The organism is Peribacillus sp. NPDC076916 (assembly GCF_050269675.1).
Classification (GTDB): Bacteria; Bacillota; Bacilli; order Bacillales; family DSM-1321; genus Peribacillus; species Peribacillus aracenensis.
Genome location: NZ_JBNNIU010000002.1, coordinates 581,387 through 603,436, shown reverse-complemented (window position 1 = coordinate 603,436; position 22,050 = coordinate 581,387). Strand labels below are relative to the sequence as shown.

Genomic DNA, 22,050 nt, shown 5'->3' with positions numbered 1-22,050 from the left:
TATATTCGAAAAAAGTAAATTAGGACTGCCTTTTCTTTATAAAACCCAAATGGCAATACATATGACAAAAAATCAGAATATGTTCATCCGTCTTGTGCATACAGTTTAAATAATGGATGTCCCATACCTTCTAGAATGGAGTGATGTTTTTTTGCTGAACGAATTTCAAGCCTTCATCCTTGGGATCATTCAAGGCTTGACTGAGTTTTTACCTATTTCAAGCACTGGGCATTTATATTTAGGACGGCATATCTTCCATCTTGACGAGGCCGGCATTTTTCTGGATACCATGCTCCATATCGGTACCTTGCTAGCGTTATTGGTCGTCTATAAGAATGACATTATTGCCATTTTGAAAAAACCTTTCTCTAAAATGACCCTGCTTCTCATTGCCGGGACAATCCCTGCAGTGTTTGCCGGCATTTTACTCGGGGATTGGTTCGATGGCCTTTCAAAAACAGGCGTGACCATAGGCTGGGAATTTTTAGCGACCGGACTGATTTTATGGGTAGCGGACGGAGTAAGAAAAGGCGGTAAATCCCTTAATGAAATTTCGATTAAAGATGCCTTGATCATCGGTACCTTCCAAGCTGCTGCCATCATGCCTGCCCTTTCGCGTTCCGGCCTGACGATAGCCGCTGGCCTATTCTGCCGGCTGGATAGGGCCACTGCAGCCTATTTTTCCTTTTTGCTATCAATTCCTGCCATTACCGGGGGCATTGTATTTCAGATGAAACCGATTTTTACAGGAGAAATTGAACGGCTGCCACTCACTGCACTTTTCGTCGGAACCCTGGCAGCAGCAATCTTTGGTTATATAGCCGTAGTATGGATGATCGATTTCTTAAAAAAGCGATCACTGAAAATATTCTCCATTTATGTATGGGCCCTAGGCGCGATCATTTTATTCATGCAATTCACAGGTGAATTTTAACGAAAAAAGCAGGCGAAAAAACCAGTTTTTCATGGAAAAATGCATACGTTTGCCTTTCAAATTCACCCTTGTTGAAAAAGTTGAAATTTGACGAAAAAAAAAGGCAAAAAACCTATTCCCAAACTGTTTTTTTTTTAGTATTATACCTTCGTAAGGTTCTTTTGATTTGCATATTTTCTGACAATAAAAATAGGGAAGGCAAATGGTGCGCCACCGGTTTCCGGTTCTAGTGGGTTCGATTCCCACCCCGAAATTTTTTGATGAACGACTTAAAAAATTTCGAGGGTGGGCAGCGACTACGCATAAGAACTGCCCTCAAACGGAGGGACGGAAATGTTAAAAAAGAGAGATTTCACAGATTGTTTTTCTCTTTATGAACAAATGACGCATCCAGATGTCTTCCCTTTCGTGCGCCAAAAGGTAGATTCATATGAAGAATATGTTTTCATTACTAAGCAAACGATCGAAGCCGAAGATGCTGGGCAACTCATATCACGAACAATCTTGGATGAATGGGAAAATCCCATCGGTTGTATTTCTTTATACGATATTGAAAATGGTGCAGGTTTCTTAGGCACATGGCTCGGCAAGCCTTATCATGGAAAAGGGTATAATGCCATTGCAAAAGACGCTTTCTTTAAAGAGCTTTTTTTCGAGCTCGGTTTGGAAACGGTATTCATGCGTATCCGCAAAAAAAATATCCGCTCTATAAAAGCCGCAGAAAAGCTTCCCTATGCCGTCAATGCCAACGAAACAAGAAAATCCCTTTATGATCAAATCAATCATGAAGGAGATATCTACGATTTGTATGAAATCCCTAAAGATTTATACACGTTTCATATCCTTAGACAGCATGATGATGACGAACAACAGTTACTTGAAGCATAGAGCGAAGAACATTTCAGTATGGCTTTGTTTTTCTTTTCATATAATGGCCGGAGCTTCCAAACTTGGAAAGCTCTTTTTTCCATTTTCACAGGATGTTTAAGATCGATTGCTGCAAATCCCTATTCTTTTTAGGGATATTTTTTTATAATGAATACAATTGACCAATTCAACAATATATTCAAAGCGTCATTGAAAGGACTTAATCATGAAAAAAACATTTGCTTTTATCGTGCAGCTCATCTTCCTGCTCATCATTTGCAAGCTCGGCTATTATTTAGCCAATTTACTTCATTTACCCATACCAGGCAACGTCATCGGCATGATTCTATTATTCGGTTTATTACAGACGAAGGTAATAAAAGTAGAATGGATTGAACTTACTTCAGGATTTTTGGTAAAGCACTTAGCCTTTTTCTTCATTCCCATTTCAATCAGTTTAATGACCATGGGATGGCTTTTCATTGAATTCGGTTTGCCATTGGCACTGACATTGGGAGTCAGCCTGGTTTTTGGATTTATCGTTTCGGCTTGGACCGTCCAGAAGCTATCCCATAGAGAAGAGGTTAAGCAGCATGACAGAGCTCATCACAACTTATAGCATCTTGATAACCATCCTTGCCTATTTCATTGGAAGGAAAATATATGCTAAACATCCATCACCTTTTACGACACCCGTATTTTTCAGTACGATTACAATTATTCTCGTACTGCTGATCAGCGGTTTGGACTTCGAAGATTATTCACCAGGAAAGGACATCATCACCTACTTCCTGGGACCAGCTACCGTTGCTTTGGCCGTACCTCTTTATAAAAATAGAAAAATAATCGTTAAATATGCAATGCCGGCAATTAGCGGCATGGTTTTTGGTCTTCTGGTCACATTGTTCATTGCCTTTGCCATCGCTAAAGCATTTTCACTTCCGCAAATCATACTCCAAGGATTGGCGGTTAAATCCATTACAGTGCCCATCGCTGTTGAAATCACCGAACTTTATGGCGGAAATTCCAATATATCAGCAGCCTTCGTCATTTTGACTGGGGTATTGGGTACGATGATCGCTCCAAAAATGATGGATAAACTAAACATTACGATGCCCTTCGCACGCGGTATCGCTTATGGTACGATCGCCCATGGTCTCGGAACGGCTCAAGCTGCCCAGGAAAGTGAGTTTACCGGGGCTGTCGCAGGTGCGGCAATGGCTATCGCAGGTATCCTTATTTCCTGTTTCTTTCCTTTTATAAGTAATTTCCTATAAAAAGAACCGCAGCGTCAACGACGTTGCGGTTCTTCTTTATGATTTATTTTTTTTGCAGATCGTCGTATAGACGCCTTAAAATATAGGTTTTATACAGTTCCAGCTTTTTTTTCTCAATTGGATGATAGCTAATCCCTGCTGCTTTCAGCTGCTGAATGAACCACCCTTTGGAATATTCATAAGCCATTCTACCCCCTCCTCTGTTCGAAAAAGATATGCTTCATAGAGGGGAATGATACTTATTTTTTTGCACCCATTACTTTAAGTAGTAATTCATACATTTCAGCTGCCGTTTTGAATGGGCGCTTTTGACGCATTTTCTCCTGATATTCATCTGATTGTTTCACTAAATCCGCTAATGTAGCATTAAAAATCCGGTCATTTAGCTCTTCTTCTTCGATGACTTTACAAAAACCCTGTTTTTCAAAGCTTGACGCATTCAGGATTTGATCTCCACGGGATGCATTGGCACTTAGAGGGATAAGCAACATCGGCTTTTGCAAAGCAAGGAATTCAAAAATTGAATTTGAACCTGCCCTTGACACAACGACATCAGCAGCCGCCAAAAGATCGAACAATTCTTCATGTACGAACTCAAAAGGAGCATATCCCCTTTGTTTCAATTCCGTTTTCACATTTCCCTTCCCGCAAATGTGAATAATCTGATAATCCTTTAATAAGGCATCAAGGTTATCTGTAATCAGATTATTGATTTTAACGGCCCCAAGGCTTCCTCCCATAACGAGCAATACCGGTTTGTTATTCGTGAATCCACAAAATGTCTTTCCAGCAGAAGCGTTTCCAGTAAAAATCCCATCGCGCAATACAGCGCCAAGATACATGGCCTTCTCTTTAGGAAGATCCTTTTCCGTTTCCTGAAAAGTAGTGAAGATTTTAGATGCAAGCGGCATGGCAATCTTATTAGCCAGACCAGGCGTATAATCCGATTCATGTATCGCGATCGGTATTCTTAGCATCCTGCCTGCCAAAACGACTGGAACCGAAACGAATCCACCTTTAGAAAAAATGAAATCCGGCTTGGTCTTTTTTAATATTTTTCGTGCATCAAAAATCCCTTTTATGACCCGGAAAGGATCTTTCATATTTTCAACAGATAGATAACGCCGGAATTTTCCAACGGAAATCGTTTCATAACGGACCTCGGGAAATTCCGTTTCGATGATATTTTTTTCAATGCCTTTTTTTGATCCAATATAAGTAACATCCCAATCATGCTTTAAAAATTCCGGGATGATTGCTGCATTAACAGATACATGACCGGCAGAACCGCCTCCGGTAAATACTATTTTCTTAGTCAATATTTCCACCTTCCAAACTTAAAAAATCACTTTGCATCCATATTACCATATATCCTTGCCATTAATAACTTGAAAAAGTATTCAGTGAATCGCTAAATCCCAATGATGAATGTAATCATCGATTATTTTTCCTTTTTCAGCATGAATATATTATAATCTTAGTATTCTACAATACTACAAGATACATTGGAGGAGTAATACATTGCAAGAAGTTTCTGAATCACTCGATCAATTTGATGGAATCGAAGCCTGGACCGAATTAGGAATTTCCATTGGCATTTTTCTAATTTTCCTTTTGCTTCGAAAAGTATTTACTACATATATATTCAAGTTCTTTCTACGAATTGCAGAAAAACGTAAAGTAGAATTTGCCGCCAACTTAATGCTCGCTATTGAACAACCGGTAAGATTGCTTATCGTTTTGATTGGTGTCATTATATCCATGCACTATTTTCCGATCGACTCACCTTCGATTGAATTCAGATCGAAAATATATAGATCGTTTTTTGTTTTCTTATTCTTTTGGACGATTTTTAATATCAGTTCGAGCTTTACTATATTATTTCCGAAATTGGTAAGTAAATTCGGACTTGAAGTCGATCAAATCGTCATGCCGTTCTTTACGAAAATCATAAAATTAATCATCATTGCTTTTGGTGCCTCCATCATTGCGGAAGAATGGGGATTTAATGTCGATGGATTTGTTGCGGGGCTTGGTTTGGGTGGTTTGGCTTTCGCTCTTGCCGCTAAAGATACCGTCAGCAATTTCTTTGGGGGTATCGTCATCGTTACCGAAAAACCTTTTACCATAGGAGATTGGGTCAAAACTCCAAGTGTGGAGGGAACCATCGAAGACATCACATTCCGAAGCACCAAAGTTCGGACTTTTGCCCAAGCTTTAGTTACAGTCCCAAATGCGACCCTTTCGAATGAACCGATCATCAACTGGTCCAAGATGGGCAAAAGACAGATTGCCTTTCATTTGGGCGTGAATGTCACGACACCGAAAGAAAAATTGGAAAATGTCATTAGGAAAATTGAAAAAATGCTCATTGATCATCCTGAAGTGCATCCTGAAACGATTTTGGTTAAATTTGATGAGTTCAGTCATTCCGGTTTCAACCTTTACCTTTATTTCTTCACGAAAGCGACGGACTTTGGGGGATATTTATCAATAAAAGAAGATGTGAACTTTAAAATAATGGAGATATTGGACCAGGAAGATGTACAAATTGCCATTCCTTCACAGGCATTCATTCTTCAAAAAGACTCAAATTTTGAAGCCATGAATGATTTTGAATCCATGCGCGACTGACAAAAGGACTTGCCCATACGGCAAGTCTTTTTTAGCCTCTAATAAAAACTCTTAAAACATCACATGGTTATGTGATATAATTCTTTCATTGTGTTGAAAATTCCAAATATTGATATTGAGGTACTTTGATGAACCAGACTTATACTAAATCACAAAAGATCCGCTTGTTATTTTATATATTGATACCTATCCTGATCACCCAAATCAGCATGTATGCCATGACTTTTTTTGATGTGATGATGTCGGGACAATACAGCACCCAGGACGTTGCTGGCGTCTCCATCGGCAGTTCGCTATGGACACCAGTGTACACGGGGCTGAGCGGGATATTGATTGCCTTGACGCCAGTGGTTTCACAGCTGGTAGGTTCAAGGAAGTCTAAATCCGTTTCCTATTCCGTGATGCAGGCCATTTATTTAGCAGTAACTTTAGCCTTGATCATTTTAGTCATTGGGGCGTTTTCTTTGAACCCCGTATTGAGTGCCATGGACCTTGAAGATGGTGTTCACATGGTGGCCCATGATTACTTGATCGCCCTTTCACTCGGTATCCTTCCTTTATTCGTTTATAATGCGTTGAGAGCTTTCATTGATGCTCTAGGACAGACTAGGATTTCCATGATCATCACCCTATGTGCACTCCCGGTAAATGTCCTTTTTAATTACCTGTTAATATACGGGAAGTTTGGATTCCCTGAACTTGGCGGGGTGGGTTCCGGTTACGCCACTTCCATTACGTATTGGTTAATTGCCCTTGTGGCCATCATTGTTGTAATAAAAATCAACCCATTTTCTACATATGATGTTTTCAGTGAATTTTTCCGGGTTTCCTGGAAAGAATGGAAGGCCTTATTATTGATCGGGGTACCCATCGGACTGGCAATCTTTTTTGAAACCAGCATTTTCTCGGCCGTCACCCTTTTAATGAGTAAGTATGATACCGTGACTATTGCATCGCATCAGATTGCCATGAATTTTGCGTCACTGCTTTATATGATCCCGCTAAGTATTTCCATGGCATTGACGATCGTCATTGGATTTGAAATAGGAGCAGCCCGTTATAAAGACGCCAAAGAGTATAGCTGGATTGGCATTTCGATGGCATTGACGATGTCGCTCGTTTTGTCGACCATCCTATTCCTCTTCCGCGAACCTGTGGCCGCTTTATACACCAAAGACCATGAGGTAATGATGCTGACATCACATTTCTTGATATATGCCATCTTCTTTCAGATATCGGATGCCCTGCAGGCACCTATTCAGGGTATTTTGCGTGGATATAAAGATGTAAATGTCACATTTGCGATGTCACTTGTCTCCTACTGGATTCTCGGGCTTCCCATTGGCTATATCTTTGCAAAGTATACGGATATGGGAGCCTTTGGGTACTGGATCGGCTTAATTTCCGGCTTGGCTCTCGGAGCTATAGGCTTGGCGGCTCGCTTACGGTTCATACAGCAAGTAAAATATAAAAAAATGACGTAAAAAAAGGTGGGGCTGGATTATACCGGCCCCACCCTTTTTCATTCTGAATTAAACCCCTAAACCACTAGGCTTTATATATTTTCCCAAGAACATCCTTACCGCCTGTTACCGGTATGATGCTGCCGGTAATGAAATCTGATTTTTCATCACAAAGGAACGTGATGACCCTCGCTATATCTTCCCCTGTTCCCGGTCTGCCGACTGGAACCGTATCATCCTTTTCTTCTCTCGCGACCCTTATTTCCTCCTCTTTCCAGTCACCTACGATATCACCGGGACAAACCATATTCACGGTGATGCCATGTGCAGCTTCTTCGGCAGCTAAAGTTCTTGTCAAGGAGGTCAAGCCGCTCTTGGCAGCAGCAAAAACAGAACGATAGATCCAACCTGGTGCAGTTTCACACCGTTCAAACCCCAACGTAATGACTCTACCCCAGTTTCTACTGCGCATTTGTGGAATAAGCTCTTTCGCAAAATAGAAAAAACCATTTAAATTTCCATCGATGATGTATTTCCATTCATCACTGCCATATTCAGTCATGGGCTTACGATCATGCATATATGGCCCTGCATTATGAATGAAAATATCAACATGGCCAAATGACTCCGAAATCTTTTGTAAAATATTCAGGCAATCCTCCTCATTCGACGAGTCACCTTGAATCGCAATTGCCTTAACATGGTACTTATCCTGTAATTCATCCACTAATGCTAAAGCTGCCTTTTTACTTTTTCGATAAGTAATGATAATGGACATTCCATTATCCGCGAGTGAAAGTGCCATCCTTTTGCCGATTCCCGTTGCTCCACCAGTAATAAAAGCTACTTTGTCATCCACAGGCTTTACCCTCTTTATCTAATGGATTTTACTTAATTATACATAAGTTTATTCCATTTTCGATAATTTAGTAATTATAAAAAAGAACCTATGGGCTTTAACTGCATAAAATATAACAAATAAACCTGTCAGACCAAAAGCAGGAGAGAGGAATCCAATATGTTTCCCTGGAATTCACTTTTTTCTTTTAAGAATAACTCGAACCAGAATGAATTCATGAAAAATATGCAGCAAAGTGATGTACAATCGTTCATCGAAAAAGTATTTTCACAAGTCATCCCTGACAATATGCAAGGTATGATGAACCAAAAAAATGATGGCGGCTCACAAGTAAATGCCAGATCTGAACTTCCTTTACATGCAGAAGTATTTGATACCCACTTATATGTCTTTGTAAGAATTCCCATAGAAGATGAATCTTGGTTAAAAAAAATGAAACTTTACCATACATCTAACCAATCCATCATCGAGGGGATTCCTGAAGAGTCAGATCGGCATGTCATTACACTCCCCGCACTTGTTAAGAAAAAAGGGGCATCGGCCCAATATAAAGAATCAACATTGGAAATACGTCTTCAGAAAAGTTTCAATACCCAGTATTCAGAAATCGATGTATCCGAGATATAAGCTGCTACACACCGGGACCTCGCTGATAATAAAGTGCGGTTCCTGTTATTTTCTTGGTCCCAACCCTTTTTAGATTTCGATGTATTTTATTTCATGGAATGGAATGATGCATTCCCGCAAAAAAAAGAGCACCCCATATCAATGGGAAGCTCTTTTCTATTAATCTATTATTTTCCGATGAATTGTTGAGTCCAGTAGTTACCAGATTCTACATAACCTACTCCGATATGAGTAAAGCTAGGGTTCATGATGTTTTCACGGTGTCCTTGGCTATTCATCCAAGCTTGTACAACTTCTTCAGGTGTTTGTTGACCTTGTGCGATGTTTTCGCCAGCTGTTGTATAGCTGATTCCGAATTGTTTCATCATATCGAATGGTGAGCCGTAAGTAGGGCTATTGTGATCAAAGTAGTTTTTATCTTTCATGTCTTGAGACTTAATACGTGCAACTTTGCTCAACTCAGTGTCAATTTTAAGAGCTGCCAAACCTTGTTTTTCACGTTCTGCATTAGTTAATTTAACAACTTGTTGTTCAAAAGCACTTAATTCAGAGCTTGTCTCTTGTTTTTCATCAGTTGATTTATTAGGTGTAACTGGTTTTGCTTCAGGTTTTGCTTGGTTCGTTGTTCCAGCTTCTTGCTGAACTGGTTTTTGAACTGGTTTTTGAGCTGGCGTTTGAACTGGTTTTTGAGCTGGCGTTTGTTGTGCCTGCGCTGCAGGTAAAGTCATATTGTATTTAGCTAGGTATTGGTTAAGGGCTTTTTGCATATCCTCTTTATTAGTAGATTTAAAAGTTACTTGTTTCACAGTATCACAGTTGGCTGCTTCAGCTTGGTTAGCTCCTACTCCTGTGAATATAATAGCTGCAGCCGCTGCTGCTGACATAAACATTTTCTTTTTCATTCGTAATTCCTCCTGTGATGTTCGTTTTTTGTTGTGCTTTGCTTCTGGAATCATCATAACATGCGTTTTTTGTAATAATGGCTCCATCAATTTCCATCAAATTCACAGGAAGGGAATGAAAATATATTTATGATTCAAGTTTCAGAGTACTCTTGCAAAAATGCTTTAACAATCTATGTTTCTGCCAGTAGTATAAATACTCATATTTTCCCATTTATTTCTTGTCAATGGTAGTTACATAGAACCATTTCCATTGAATACTAATAAATTTTATTTGACATATCATTTCCAACCTGCTTTTTATGACTTTCTTTACTTTTATGTTACAAATTTTTCGGTTTAACTTCGACATTTCGTCATTCCCCCCTATTGTCTTGAACATTTTTCCAAACAAAAAAAACAATCCGGTTTTAAACCCGAATTGTCTTGATTTCGATCGTACATTCTTCATTTCATTTCTTCATCATTCATCTCGTCCATTTCCTTTTTTTCGTCATTTTGTTCAGGAGTGCTTGGTTTTCCTATTACGAATTCTTTCTTTGGCATGTTGTGCATATCCCTTGCCGTTACATGGGCATATACATAGTAGGTTCCTTCTTCATCAAAATTCTTTTCCAATTCATATATGCCGTTCCCTTTATGTTTCACTGCGATTTTTTCATGATTATCGCTATTCGCAAGCCAAATTTCAAAACTGACATCATCCGCATCTGTCACGGCTTCGTCCCCATATGTTACTTTTGCCTGAAATTTCACAGGCTCATTCACTTTACCCTGAATTGGATCGACAGCTAAATCGACATTTAACAGTTTCGGAATTTCCTCTTCCTTGCCGCATCCAGCCAAAAAAATTAACGCCATGCAAAATAACATGATTTTTTTCATTTTTGAACGTATCCCCTTTTTATGAATTCCATTCTTCTTTTATAATCGGTAGGATGACCCTAACTGTTGTTCCCCTTTTTTCCTTGCTTTCTATTTCGATTTTACCATTTTGTATTTCCACCAATTTTTTGACAATGGACAGTCCAAGCCCTGACCCGCCATCAAAACGGCTGCGTGCCTTGTTCACTCGGTAAAAACGATTCATGATATATGGCAGATCGGCTTCCGGAATCCCATTACCCGTATCAGTAACCAGCAGTTCGCAATCATCTTTATGCTGAATTAGGGCAATATGGATCGCCCCTCCGGAATCCGTGTACTGAATGGCATTATCAATAATGTTGTGCAGGATCTGTTCCATCCTTCCTTCATCCCCAAAAATAATCGGGTCTGGATCCAGATCTAGCTGCAAGCCCAAATGCTTTTCTTTTATTATCGGTTCATATTTCACTAGTACGTCTTCAATGAATTGCGCATAGGCAATCGGGGTTTTATTTAACAAGAATGGATCACTTTCCATTTTTGATAAGTCCATCAGATCTCCGACAAGCCGCTGCAGCCTAAGAGCCTCCCTTGAAATGAGTTGAAGGTATTTCCGTTGCTCTTCATCATTTTTCACGACACCATCCAATATAGCCTGCGTGTAGCCCTTTACGTAACTAAGCGGAGTTCTGAGTTCATGTGCAACATTTTCAAGAAATTCCTTTTTTCTTTCTTCTTCCATTTGGATGGAATTGGCCATATCATTAAAGGCCATTGCCAGTTTCCCTATTTCATCCTGACTCCTTACCTCGACCTGTATGTCATAATTCCCCTCTGAGACACGATGGGCTGCAGTCTCGATTTCCTTAATCGGACTGACTAGCTTTTTCAACCATTTCGTAGTAAACAAAATCGCTACAATCAAAAATAATAGAACGGCCGCCAACCATTTTGCGGCAAATTCCTTAAGTAAGACCGTAATGGAATCTACAGGAATATATGTATAGATGATACCTTCGAGCCGATTTTCGTCAATCAGGGGTATGATCGCCGCTACGATGTTCTTTTCAAACCTTTTCTCATATCCCTCTTTTTCAACGGCTTTCCCATCTAAAAGCATTTGCCGTTCTTCTTCAGAAATAAGGGTGTCATAATTGATTTCAAAAGGCAGACAGGCACTCAATTCCCTGGGATTGTTGACGACAAAGATCTCGCTGTCATTCTTACTGTTAAACCATTCAACTTTTTCCTTGAAATCTTCACTGATTTCACCGCCGGAGTAATCCGCCCCTAGCAATGACGCTTCATTGACTAAATCTGTTTTAAGCTTCTCCACATATAGATTTTTATAATAATATTGAGAAAGTGAATAAGCGAACAGCACGGATAGGATGATGGCGGTGATGATGGTGAGCCATAATTTAAAAGAAAGGGTCCGCCATTTATTGATCATTTCTTTTCCTCTATCTTATAACCGATTCCCCAGACGGTTTGAATGTAATCGGCCGCTCGTAATTTCATTCGTAACGTTTTGATATGGGTATCCACTGTACGTAAAGATCCTCCATACTCCCCGCTCCATACATTTTCAAGCAGTTGTTCACGACTGAGTGCCTGGCTTTTATGACGCATGAGGAATAACAGCAATTCGAATTCCTTCAAAGTTAAATTGATCGGCTTCCCTTCGACCAAAACCGTTCTGGATTGTAAGTTCAAGCTAATTTTACCGAACCGGACGTGGTTTTGACTCTCTTCATTCAATGATAATTTCCCTGTCCTTCGCAATACCGCTTCGACCCTTGCGACCAATTCTCCTGGATTGAACGGTTTGACGATATAATCGTCGCCGCCAAGCTTCAGCCCTTTCACCTTATCCCATTCTTCACCTTTCGCACTGACAAATATCACAGGGATTTCCCAATTTTCTCGAATTTCTTCACAAACGGAGAAACCATCCATACCTGGCATCATGATATCCAATAGGATTAAATCCACTTCCTCTGTTTCAACCATACTAATAGCTTCTTTTCCATTCGCAGCTTGAAGGCATCGATAACCTGAGTTCAGCAAATACATTTCAACTAGATTTCGCATATCCTCCTCATCATCCACGACTAAAATGGTATAAACATGCATGTCATCTACTCCCTCAACATCAATTGGAACGGACCTTCGCCGACTTTGATCGTTTTTTTAACATCGACTGTTCCAGCATCCATTACATACACTTCATCACTATCATAACCCGCCACGATCACATCTTCGTTGAAGTTCGCCATTTCAAAGGGGTTAACGCCGACCACTTTGCTTTTCACTACTTCATATTGATCATTCAATTTATATAAAGAGCTTGTACCATGACTAAGGACAAATATGCCTTCAGCATTTTCAAGGAACTTTATCGGCATGGTTGGAGCCTTAAGCTTATTCTTCAACTCTCCAGTTTTTGCCGAATAAATATATAGATCTTCTTCCACTTTGTCCCCATCACCGTGTCCTCCGATCCATATTTCATCCTTTTCTTCCCTTAATAATGTGCCTGTGCTGGAACTATGTACGGGAAATTCAAAATCGACCTTTTTCGTTTCAAGGTCTATCACAGAACATTTGGTATCACCAAAATTAATAACATACAAACGATTCTCTTGCACCCCTTGAAGAACGGTCAGGGGTCTTTTACCAACCTTGACAATATCCTGTTTCTCTCCATCTGTATTTAAAAAATAAATGGATTGATTCGATTGGTTGACCGCCACGATGCTTTTTCCATCACGTAACAACTGCATATTAACGATCCCTTTGCCAATTTCCCAACTGTTTATCAACTTTCCTGCTGATAAAGAGTACACTTGGACTTTCTCCATTTCTTTTCCATAAAGCAGGAGAGTATCTTTGTCTGCCAGGAGCAGGGCTCCGGTGAATGGTTCTGAAATATCCCATTTTGCAAATGGATGATAGTTTTCATCTATGAAAGTAAGTGAGGTATCCTTGATATTGACAGTCGCCAGGAAAGATTCATTTTTATTGATTTTAGTAAATGCATTACCGCTATTACACCCAGTAAGCAGTACGATGGCAAGAAAAAGCCCAATGCCCCACTTCATATTCTAAGCTCCTTATTCATTAAATATCTATTTTTTAAAGATTTTAACAATGATTTGTGAAAAAAGTATGAAGCTGAAAAGAATATTTGCTAACAAGCATCCGTAACACCTCGGAAATCATAAGCTTTCCAATTCAGTGATATAGGCCATGACGATCGCATTTTTCATTTCTTCTGAAAGCGATGATTCCATCACTCGTTTAATACAGAGGTAAAATTTCTCCAATACTGGTTTTCGGGCACGGGGATGGGCATTTTCATCCAAAAGCTCACGGCGGATGAGTTCCGACAACACTTCCCTTCCATCTCCATCATTGGTCATCTTACGATTATTCCATATGCTTAAATAAGCCATCAGTAATTCTTCTTGCCTGATATTTTCTTTCATATTATCCCTTCCATCCATTACTAATTTATACATATTAATGTTCAAGTTTGTAAAGACTATCTTAATAATACGATCACGCTTTTTAAAATTCAAAAAAGGAGTGAGTACAATGTCTCAAGTATACCGCTGCCCGAATTGCCGGACAAATAAATCTCGCTTCAATCTCATTCAGCAAGTAGCGACCCCCATTAAAAAGGATCCGCAGTCAGGTGAGATCATTGAACAATATTCGAACGATTCCCTTCAGCCATTCCATCTAGCCTATAATGGTCCTGAAGTTCGGGTTCAATGTGCTGCTTGCGGATTGATAGAAGACGAAAAGACATTTGCCGCCTTTGGAATGCAACAATAAAAATGGTCAGACCCCTAAATGGGTCTGACCATTTTTTCAATCTTTTCCTACCGACATCTTAGCGCGGTCTATGGCGATTGGAATGGCTTTTCCATCCTCATATCCTTCATCCAATAATGCATTGGCGATTTCTATAGCCTTTTCCCTTACATCTTTATCTAGATTCTTCATCGAGTTTGGGTAATCGTTCTTATTCCATGGCACTAAAACCGCCTCCTTGATAAGAATGTCTCCTTTTTATGTTTCCCTTCTTTAATGGGCGGTAAACTTTTATCGGGCAGCTTTCAATTCCAAAGCTTTCAACTGACCGATCAACATTTCCTTATCCAACTTTTCCCCGATTATGACGATATTCAATGGCATTTTCATCATTTCATTCATATACATCGGCATTCCGTATGAATATTGGAATAAATGGGGGTATTGTGAATGTGTAAAGGAAATGTATCCTTTCATCCGATAGACCGTTTCCGGCAAAGCCCTAAGCCACTCTTCAAAGTCGGTTTGTGCCACGGCACCTTCGAATGTATGAACGACTGCAGTTAAATGCAAATGGTCATGTACATCAAGCTTTTGATGGCCATTATGCCGTTTTCTTTGCATTTGCTGCAATGTTGCCAAGGATACGGCTGCATACTCCGTCAATAAACATACAGCATCCGGATTCAGTGCCTGTATCGTATATATCAGCTGTGCGGCATCCATCTCACTTACCAAATCCACTTTATTCAATAATATGAAATCGGCATGGTGGATTTGCTCGGCAAGCAACTGCCGAAGCTGCGGAGACAGTTCCTCCCGATCACGCCACCTTAATAAATCGACGACCGTGATAATTCCTTTATACTCCAGCCTTTTGGCGAAGATCGGCGACATGATGCCATCCAATACTTCAACTGGATGAGCTGCGCCCGTCGTTTCAATATAAACCGCATCCAGTTCATTTTCCGTTAACAATTCATGGAGCTGAACCTCTAGTTTATCTTGAATTGTGCAGCAAATGCACCCGTCAAACAGCTCCTTAAGAGGCACTCCATCACCAATGAGTCCGCTGTCAACCGATACACTGCCGAGCTCATTTAACAGCACGGCCACTTTTCTACCCGCTTCACTTTCCTGTTTTAAAATATTTCGAAGAAGCGTCGTTTTCCCACTGCCGAGAAAGCCGCCCAATATGTACACTTCGGTTGTTTTCATTCTTATCTGCTCCTATGATCCGGTTAAATTCGATTCCGTTAAATTTTATCATACTTATCTTACTAAAGCACTTGCCGGATCGACATAAAAAACCAGCCTGTAAGCTGGTTTCAAACATAGACAAATTCGAAGAAAAGCGAATTCGACTGCAGTTTTTTATATAAAAACGTCAAGTCGATTTCAGAAATCCGCTCCCTTTCCGCCGACTGTCTTCCGAGCCTCCTCGACGCAAGCGTCTGTGGGGTCTCGGCTAGCCAGTTATTCGGCAGGGGTGTCGCAATTTTCTTCAATCGAATAAGGATTAGACTATAAAACTATTAAGACCGGAGTACTATATTCGAGCGGTCATGAGATTTTATGACCTTCATCTCACTATTCGGACTCCGAACACCATTTTGTTGCCAAACTGAAATCACGGAGTCCATCTTCGTGGTTACAGACTTTAGGCAAACTCTATGAAAACTCAATTTGCCTAAAGTGTTTTATTTAAAAAGGTCAGTTGATTTCAGAAATCCGCTCCCTTTCCGCTGACTGTCTGACAGGCCTCTTCGGCGCAAGCTTCTGTGAGATCTCGGCAAGCCAGTTATTCGGTAGGAGTGTCGCAATTTTCTTTAATCTTGCGAGATTTCTTTCCTATAAAATAGAAAAAACACAAAGGATTAATCATGTTTTTTTAAAAAATCAAGGTTAGGTGAGACCATTCCGACTTCCCTTTTGTTTACAAACAGAAACCAGCCCGTAAGCTGGTTTTTCAACAATGATTATGCTTGAACTTCGTCTTTTTCGTAAATCGGCACCCATCCTGCCGCTGTAACGAAAATACGGACAGCAACAGTTTTCCGATCTTCTGCGAGCGTGAAATAATGTCTTGTTGATTCTGGTACACTAATAAGATCGCCTGGATTAAGACGTACATCAAACCACTGTTTATCATTGCCTTCTATGGCAAAGATACTAGTACCGCCTGCTATGAAACGCACTTCATCATCTTCATGGTGATGTTCCTGCTTAAAGTTTTCAAGCATTTGATCCAAGTTCGGATTTGCATCTGATAATGTGATGATATCATGCGCTTTATAACCTCTTCTTTCAGAGATTTCCGCTATCTCTGATTGGAATGTTACAAGGATTTCCTCCTTGTCAGCATCTGTTAAATCGTATTTTTCCACAAGATGGGCCGGTAATTTAGAAATGTCCCATTGTTCATAAATAACCCCTTGTGTTTCTAAAAATCCCTTTACCTGTTCACCGTTTTCAATAACCTCGTTTGTTTCATGGAATCTGATCGTCGCCATCATTCATTCCTCCTCTATGAGTGTTTATCTTAAAGAATCTGCAAACGCCTTTTGTTGATTAAGCAATAGTTGGTATTGAAATAAAAATTCGCAAGCTTCAAGTATTCTTTTTGCTTCGAGTCCGCTTTTACCCCAAACCGTAATGCCATGATTACGGATCAGCACCGCGCCAGAGTCTGCTTCGACATGTGGCTTGAACTTATCGGATAACAGCGGAATGTCAGCATGATTATATATGATTGGAATCCGAAGCTCCGAATCTTCCTCCCACCGATCGGTCGCTTTAATGATTTCGTGGTTACGAAAGGAAACCTGGCCTTCATCTCCGTACAATTCTGATATCACATTATTTTCAACAGTATGGACATGGAGTACACAGTTCGCATTGGTTTTCCGGTAAATGACTGTATGAAGTAAAGTCTCGGCCGATGGTCTTAGGTTCGTTTCTTCAACTGGTTTTCCTTTTAAATCCACCAGTAAAAAGTCCGAATCCGTTTGCTTCCTTTTATCCTTACCGCTTGCCGTAATATAAAAGAAAGCGCTTTTGGGCTCGCGGATGGACAGGTTCCCGCTCGTTCCCATAAACCAATCCCTTTTGGCCAGTTCAGCTTTAATATCTGCCAACTCCCGCCATTCTTTAGAATGATTGTTCACGCTTTAACCGCCTCCTGCCGCTTTAAAATGTCAATTACATCAAAAAATGTTTCAAACCCTTGATGTGGAATTCCTTCCCTTTCGCATTTTTCAAGCAGTATGTCACGGGCTATGACAAAATCGGCCTGTTTGGCCGCTTCAAAATCCGTTACTGAGTCTCCAATAACGAATTTAAAATCTTCCGCCCCCGCTATTTCCCGCATAATGGATGGCTTGCAGCAACCGCAATCATTATTACATTGATCATCACAATCATGCGGCCACTCAATATAAATCTTTTCCTTATCAAAAAATGCTTGGTTGCAATAAACGGACTCTGTTGGCAAGATATCATTTAAAAGCGGTGCAATGAAAAAATCCATGCCCCCGCTTACTATATATAAAGGGATGTTGGCTTGTTTCGTATACTCAACGAATTCATAAAACCCTGGACGAATGCCGGCCGTCTTTCTTACATATTGGATGATGTCATCCTTCATGCCACTATCAAGCAGTGAAAACATCTCCCCAACTCCTGAAGATATACTGATTTTTTGCTGGAGGATACCGTCTTTCAACGTTTCCCATTCCGGAGGAGCAAATTTTTTCATGATGGAAATGATATTATCCGTGTTGGTGATCGTTCCGTCAAAGTCACAAAAGATGATCGGTTTCATTATTCTTATAGGCCTCCCCATAACACAAGAGCTTTTTTTAGTGTTTCTTCCTCAGCAGCCGCTTCAGATAGGTCCTTTCCTGCTAGTACGGCTTCCACAGCAGAACGGAAAGCCTTGGCCCCGCCTTCTGCTCCGTCAGGGTGCCCGTGAACTCCCCCTCCTGCATTAATCACGCTATCGAGGCCAAAATCCTTGATCAGGTCCGGAACCATGCCCGGATGAATGCCTGCAGAAGGAACAGGGAAGGCTTTTTTCCATGAAAGTTCATCTTTTGTCAGAGCTTCAGCAATCGCCAAGGTCTCCTTTTTTTCAAGTGCGACATTTCCATAAGGGGATGGGAACAAGGATAAATCCGCACCTGATAACCTTACTAATTTACCAAGTAATAATGGATAGCCGATCCCATAAAATGATGAAGCTGCCAATGCCCCGCTAAAGGCGGGGTGCGCCATGATCGGCAACTTGATACGATCATGTTCACTCAAGGCCTGCAATACATCCAAACCATATGTATGAACGTTGAACAATAAGGCATCTGCCCCTGCTTCAGCCGCCTGCTCTGCCTTATCCAGTAATTCAAATGTTTTCCCTGATAGATTGACAGCATATAAAGTACGGTGGCCAGTGGTTTCATGGACTTCATTCAATATTCTTTTTCCCGTTTTTATTCTATCGAAAAATGGAGTCAGTTCCTGGTCGAAGAGGATCTCATCATCTTTAACTAGGTCGACGCCCCCTAATGCTTGTTGTCTCAGTTGCTCGTTATGGAATGTCAGGTCTCTTCCTAATACACCTTTAAAGATGCTCATTACCAGGGGCCGGTTAAATACGCCAATCTTCTCCCTTATGCCTCCAATGCCAAATTGCGGTCCGGGAAAAGCTTTTTGAATATCACCGACAAAATCCAGATCGATGAGTTTTATTTCTCCGTCCAATGAAAGTTTGCCGAAGACAGTCGTGAGGATTGCAGGTAAATCAATGGAAAAATTCCCTGCCGGATAGGCAATTTTAATAAGCGAACGGTATACTTTACGATTAAAGTAGCTGTTTGCCCTCTCTTCTTCAGAAAGTGGTGTCACCGATACAACGCGCCCCTTATGTTTTTCCAGTTGTTTCTGGACTAAATGTGGCAGGTCCGTCCATGTCCCGACAGTCAAACCTAGGGCAATGCTCTCTGCTTTTTTCTCATGATTTCCAGTGAAGTCATGAATTAAATAAGTAGCGACTATCTCGCTCATCTGATCACTCCTATAACACGTTAGTAAACTCTCGATGTCATTAACCTGAAATGGTCTCAAAATGGCAAAAGCCCCTTCATAAAGAAGAGGCTTTAAAAAGCCATCTTCTTATCTCCCAGCCATTGGCTGCAAGAATTAGCACCGTGCCTTGTGGATTTCAGAAATCCGGCGAAGAATTCCGCCCCATTTTACAATGGAATTACGGTCGGTTGCTGGGCTTCATAGGGCTAGTCCCTCCACCTGCTCAAAATAAGAAAACGCTGATATATAAATTGCATTCAAGTATCGAAAGATTAAGAATTTATTTTGTATTCTGACAGGTAATCCCTACTTTGTCAATAAGTTTTAACTATTTTAACGGTGAATAAATCGGATATCTCAATCGATCGTTAAAATAAGTTTAATTTACGTATTCGTTCCACAGCCTCTTCAAGTCGTTCTTCCGAGGTCAGCAGCCCTACCCTGACGTAACCTTCGCCAATTTCACCGAATCCATTCCCTGCGGCAACAGCTACGTGGGCATGCGTTAATAAATAGTCTGCAAAACTCTCTGACGTAAAACCATTAGGTACCTTGAGCCAGGCAAAAAACGATGCCGCAGGCGCTTTGACATCCCAGCCGATTGCCCTCAATCCCTCAATGAAAACATCCCTTCGTCTTTCGTACATCTGCACTAACTTCTCTACACAGCTCTGCGAATCAAGCAAAGCACTTGCCGCAGCTTCTTGTATCGCCGGGAAAAGACTCACATAAAGATGGTCTTGTAATAGTTCAAGAGCTTCTATTACACTCTTATTCCCCACTGCGAAGCCGACTCTCCATCCTGCCATATTGTATGTTTTCGATAGTGTGTATATTTCTATTCCAACATCCTTCGCTCCCTCCGATTGGAGAAAGCTTATCGGTTTTTTTCCTTCGAATCCGATCGCGCCATAAGCGAAATCGTGGACCACACAAATGGAATGCTCTTTTGCGAGGGTGACGGTTTCATCAAAGAAACTATCAGTTGCAGAAGCACCTGTGGGATTATTCGGATAGTTCAAGAACATCATTTTGGCTTTATCAAGTACTTCTTTATGTATGTCATCATATTTCGGAAGAAAATCATTTTCTTCTGTCAGAGGCATGAGTTCGGTCTTTGCCCGGGCTAAAACAACTCCGGAAAGATAATCGGGATAGCCGGGATCTGGAACAAGGATCGTATCACCTGGATTCAATAAACACTGCGGCAGTTCGACAAGACCTGCCTTCCCCCCGAAGAGAATCGCCACTTCACTATTCGGATCCAGCTTGACACCGTATTCTCGTTCATAAAAGACGGCGGCAGCATCTTTTAAATATTGATGTCCCCGGAATGGCGAATATTTATGATTAATCGTTTTTTCAGCGGCCGACTGCAAACTTTTCACGATATGTTCTGGCGTCGGCTGATCAGGGTTTCCCTGGCCTAAATTAATGACATCATATCCTTGCTCCGTGATTGCATTGACTTTTGCGACTAGTGAAGCAAAAAACTGCTTGGGCAGGTCCTGAAGCTGGCCGGATTTTTCGAATTGCACCATTTATACACCTTCTCTGAAATTTCTTGAAATTCTAGTCACAAATGATATATGTTTATCATAGTCTTGTAAAGCATTTTTTACATGTGGAGGTTTTAATCGATGAAATGGAAAATAGCTTGTATTCAAATGGATATAGCTTTTGGTCAACCGGATATCAATTTTCAGGTTGCAGAACAATGGTTGGAAAAAGCAGCACGGTCAGAACCCGATATCGTCATTTTACCGGAGCTTTGGACAACAGGATACGACTTGACCAGGTTAAATGAGATTGCTGATCACGAGGCAGAAAAAACGATTGAATTTTTAAAAACACAGGCACAAAAACACCAAATTCACATCATAGGCGGTTCCATCGCGAAAAAGACAAGCAAGGGAATCTATAACACGATGATCATCATTGATAAACATGGGAATCTCATTAAAGAATATGATAAGCTTCACTTATTTCAGTTAATGGATGAACATCATTTCCTGCAGCCAGGAGAAAAAGATGGTTTATTTACTCTTGATGAAAAAATATGTGCTGGATTCATTTGTTATGACATCCGTTTCCCTGAATGGCAGCGTGCCCATACCGTTCAAGGTGCCGAAGTTCTATTCGTAACGGCGGAATGGCCAAAGCCGAGACTCGATCACTGGAGAGCCTTATTGATTAGCCGTGCCATCGAGAACCAAGCCTATGTTGTAGCCGTTAATCGTTCAGGTTCGGATGTCAATAATACATTTGCTGGTCATTCCTTGATTATTGATCCATGGGGGAATCTCATTAGTGAAGCCGGAGAAGGAAACGAACTCTTGACAGGCACCTTGGATTTCAATAAAGTTACGGATGCCCGAAACAAAATACCTGTATTCGAAGATCGCCGCCCTGATTTTTATTAATTTACCCATTGACAAACTATTCAAAAGGTTGTTATTATTTTCCCGAAGATTAAAATTTCAGAAAACATTCACTCTTATCAAGAGCAGGCTGAGGGATAAAGGCCCTATGAAGCCCAGCAACCGACTGTAATACCATTGTGAAATGGGGCGGATTCACCGCCGGATTATAAAATCCACAGAGCACGGTGCTAATTCCACCAGAATTCATTTTCTGGAAGATAAGAGGTCCGAAGCCAAAACTTCTGCCTCTTTCTATATGAAAGAGGCTTTTTTATTCTTATTTTGAATCTGGA

At 40.7% G+C, this 22,050-nt stretch carries 24 protein-coding genes, 1 pseudogene and 2 riboswitches; of the genes and pseudogenes, 9 read left to right on the top strand and 16 right to left on the bottom strand.

Annotated elements, in window-relative coordinates:
- The first annotated feature begins 154 nt into the window (after window positions 1-154).
- The 4 genes from ACQKFG_RS07935 (at window position 155) to ACQKFG_RS07920 (ending at window position 3,078) form a co-directional block, all read left to right on the top strand.
- Entirely contained in the window at window positions 155-934 is a 780-nt protein-coding gene (locus ACQKFG_RS07935; protein ID WP_427558229.1) for an undecaprenyl-diphosphate phosphatase, read from the top strand.
- Window positions 935-1,267: 333 nt separating this feature from the next.
- Window positions 1,268-1,822, top strand: a complete 555-nt coding sequence (locus ACQKFG_RS07930; RefSeq protein WP_192205137.1) for a GNAT family N-acetyltransferase — start codon at window positions 1,268-1,270, stop codon at window positions 1,820-1,822.
- Window positions 1,823-2,027: 205 nt separating this feature from the next.
- Window positions 2,028-2,420, top strand: a complete 393-nt coding sequence (locus ACQKFG_RS07925; RefSeq protein WP_192205138.1) for a CidA/LrgA family protein — start codon at window positions 2,028-2,030, stop codon at window positions 2,418-2,420.
- Entirely contained in the window at window positions 2,395-3,078 is a 684-nt protein-coding gene (locus ACQKFG_RS07920; protein WP_192205139.1) for an LrgB family protein, read from the top strand. Before ACQKFG_RS07925 ends, ACQKFG_RS07920 begins: the two co-directional genes overlap by 26 nt.
- A gap of 43 nt (window positions 3,079-3,121) precedes the next feature.
- Here the strand turns inward: ACQKFG_RS07920 and ACQKFG_RS07915 are convergent, their stop codons facing one another.
- Window positions 3,122-3,265: a DUF2639 domain-containing protein gene (locus tag ACQKFG_RS07915; protein WP_192205140.1), complete on the bottom strand. Its 144-nt coding sequence runs from the start codon at window positions 3,263-3,265 to the stop codon at window positions 3,122-3,124.
- A 52-nt stretch (window positions 3,266-3,317) separates the two neighbouring features.
- Complete coding sequence (locus ACQKFG_RS07910) at window positions 3,318-4,406, bottom strand: undecaprenyldiphospho-muramoylpentapeptide beta-N-acetylglucosaminyltransferase (RefSeq protein ID WP_342614020.1); 1,089 nt, start codon at window positions 4,404-4,406, stop codon at window positions 3,318-3,320.
- 193 nt (window positions 4,407-4,599) lie between these two features.
- Here ACQKFG_RS07910 and ACQKFG_RS07905 point away from each other — a divergent pair, with 193 nt between their 5' ends.
- Entirely contained in the window at window positions 4,600-5,712 is a 1,113-nt protein-coding gene (locus tag ACQKFG_RS07905) for a mechanosensitive ion channel family protein (protein ID WP_228467435.1), read from the top strand.
- Window positions 5,713-5,840: 128 nt separating this feature from the next.
- Window positions 5,841-7,196, top strand: a complete 1,356-nt coding sequence (locus ACQKFG_RS07900) for an MATE family efflux transporter (RefSeq protein ID WP_427557624.1) — start codon at window positions 5,841-5,843, stop codon at window positions 7,194-7,196.
- Window positions 7,197-7,260: 64 nt separating this feature from the next.
- Here ACQKFG_RS07900 and ACQKFG_RS07895 read toward each other — a convergent pair whose 3' ends face one another.
- Window positions 7,261-8,034, bottom strand: coding sequence for an SDR family oxidoreductase (locus ACQKFG_RS07895; RefSeq protein WP_427557621.1), 774 nt, complete (start codon window positions 8,032-8,034; stop codon window positions 7,261-7,263).
- A gap of 159 nt (window positions 8,035-8,193) precedes the next feature.
- Between ACQKFG_RS07895 and ACQKFG_RS07890 the strand changes: the two genes are divergently transcribed.
- Window positions 8,194-8,661, top strand: a complete 468-nt coding sequence (locus ACQKFG_RS07890) for an Hsp20/alpha crystallin family protein (RefSeq protein ID WP_192205145.1) — start codon at window positions 8,194-8,196, stop codon at window positions 8,659-8,661.
- Window positions 8,662-8,828: 167 nt separating this feature from the next.
- Here ACQKFG_RS07890 and ACQKFG_RS07885 read toward each other — a convergent pair whose 3' ends face one another.
- The 6 genes from ACQKFG_RS07885 to ACQKFG_RS07860 all read right to left on the bottom strand — a co-directional run bounded on the left by ACQKFG_RS07885 (window position 8,829) and on the right by ACQKFG_RS07860 (window position 13,921).
- Window positions 8,829-9,563 (bottom strand): CAP domain-containing protein, encoded by a 735-nt coding sequence (locus ACQKFG_RS07885; RefSeq protein WP_427557618.1) that lies wholly within the window; start codon window positions 9,561-9,563, stop codon window positions 8,829-8,831.
- Window positions 9,564-10,010: 447 nt separating this feature from the next.
- Window positions 10,011-10,448 (bottom strand): FixH family protein, encoded by a 438-nt coding sequence (locus tag ACQKFG_RS07880; RefSeq protein ID WP_427557615.1) that lies wholly within the window; start codon window positions 10,446-10,448, stop codon window positions 10,011-10,013.
- A 19-nt stretch (window positions 10,449-10,467) separates the two neighbouring features.
- Window positions 10,468-11,883: a sensor histidine kinase gene (locus ACQKFG_RS07875; protein ID WP_349728220.1), complete on the bottom strand. Its 1,416-nt coding sequence runs from the start codon at window positions 11,881-11,883 to the stop codon at window positions 10,468-10,470.
- Complete coding sequence (locus tag ACQKFG_RS07870) at window positions 11,880-12,566, bottom strand: response regulator transcription factor (RefSeq protein ID WP_098369359.1); 687 nt, start codon at window positions 12,564-12,566, stop codon at window positions 11,880-11,882. The genes ACQKFG_RS07875 and ACQKFG_RS07870 overlap by 4 nt, the downstream gene beginning before the upstream one ends.
- Before the next feature lie 5 nt (window positions 12,567-12,571).
- Window positions 12,572-13,534, bottom strand: a complete 963-nt coding sequence (locus ACQKFG_RS07865; protein WP_427557611.1) for a WD40 repeat domain-containing protein — start codon at window positions 13,532-13,534, stop codon at window positions 12,572-12,574.
- Window positions 13,535-13,651: 117 nt separating this feature from the next.
- Window positions 13,652-13,921 (bottom strand): hypothetical protein, encoded by a 270-nt coding sequence (locus tag ACQKFG_RS07860; protein WP_369619248.1) that lies wholly within the window; start codon window positions 13,919-13,921, stop codon window positions 13,652-13,654.
- Between the two features lie 109 nt (window positions 13,922-14,030).
- Between ACQKFG_RS07860 and ACQKFG_RS07855 the strand changes: the two genes are divergently transcribed.
- Window positions 14,031-14,273 (top strand): DNA alkylation repair protein, encoded by a 243-nt coding sequence (locus ACQKFG_RS07855; RefSeq protein WP_076366082.1) that lies wholly within the window; start codon window positions 14,031-14,033, stop codon window positions 14,271-14,273.
- Window positions 14,274-14,330: 57 nt separating this feature from the next.
- On the opposite strand, the pseudogene ACQKFG_RS07850 reads toward ACQKFG_RS07855, so the two are convergent.
- The 7 genes and pseudogenes from ACQKFG_RS07850 to ACQKFG_RS07820 all read right to left on the bottom strand — a co-directional run.
- Window positions 14,331-14,477: pseudogene (locus tag ACQKFG_RS07850) on the bottom strand (DUF2188 domain-containing protein); the annotation flags it as partial.
- Between the two features lie 66 nt (window positions 14,478-14,543).
- Window positions 14,544-15,470 (bottom strand): CobW family GTP-binding protein, encoded by a 927-nt coding sequence (locus ACQKFG_RS07845; protein ID WP_342614027.1) that lies wholly within the window; start codon window positions 15,468-15,470, stop codon window positions 14,544-14,546.
- A gap of 761 nt (window positions 15,471-16,231) precedes the next feature.
- The gene (locus ACQKFG_RS07840) at window positions 16,232-16,765 is read right to left on the bottom strand and encodes a cupin domain-containing protein (protein ID WP_048686713.1); all 534 of its coding nucleotides are present in this window, start codon (window positions 16,763-16,765) and stop codon (window positions 16,232-16,234) included.
- A gap of 24 nt (window positions 16,766-16,789) precedes the next feature.
- On the bottom strand, window positions 16,790-17,419 hold the full coding sequence (locus tag ACQKFG_RS07835; RefSeq protein ID WP_427557606.1) for a methylthioribulose 1-phosphate dehydratase: 630 nt from the start codon (window positions 17,417-17,419) through the stop codon (window positions 16,790-16,792).
- Entirely contained in the window at window positions 17,416-18,075 is a 660-nt protein-coding gene (locus tag ACQKFG_RS07830) for a 2-hydroxy-3-keto-5-methylthiopentenyl-1-phosphate phosphatase (protein WP_349728218.1), read from the bottom strand. Before ACQKFG_RS07830 ends, ACQKFG_RS07835 begins: the two co-directional genes overlap by 4 nt.
- Window positions 18,076-18,080: 5 nt before the next feature.
- A complete protein-coding gene (gene mtnW, locus ACQKFG_RS07825; protein ID WP_342614030.1) occupies window positions 18,081-19,313 on the bottom strand; it encodes a 2,3-diketo-5-methylthiopentyl-1-phosphate enolase in 1,233 nt (410 codons plus the stop codon).
- A gap of 105 nt (window positions 19,314-19,418) precedes the next feature.
- Window positions 19,419-19,569, bottom strand: a riboswitch (SAM riboswitch).
- 133 nt (window positions 19,570-19,702) lie between these two features.
- Window positions 19,703-20,875: a pyridoxal phosphate-dependent aminotransferase gene (locus ACQKFG_RS07820; RefSeq protein WP_427557601.1), complete on the bottom strand. Its 1,173-nt coding sequence runs from the start codon at window positions 20,873-20,875 to the stop codon at window positions 19,703-19,705.
- Window positions 20,876-20,974: 99 nt separating this feature from the next.
- Here ACQKFG_RS07820 and ACQKFG_RS07815 point away from each other — a divergent pair, with 99 nt between their 5' ends.
- A complete protein-coding gene (locus tag ACQKFG_RS07815) occupies window positions 20,975-21,757 on the top strand; it encodes a carbon-nitrogen family hydrolase (protein ID WP_192205155.1) in 783 nt (260 codons plus the stop codon).
- A gap of 71 nt (window positions 21,758-21,828) precedes the next feature.
- A riboswitch (SAM riboswitch) is annotated at window positions 21,829-21,982 on the top strand.
- The last annotated feature ends 68 nt before the right edge of the window (window positions 21,983-22,050 follow it).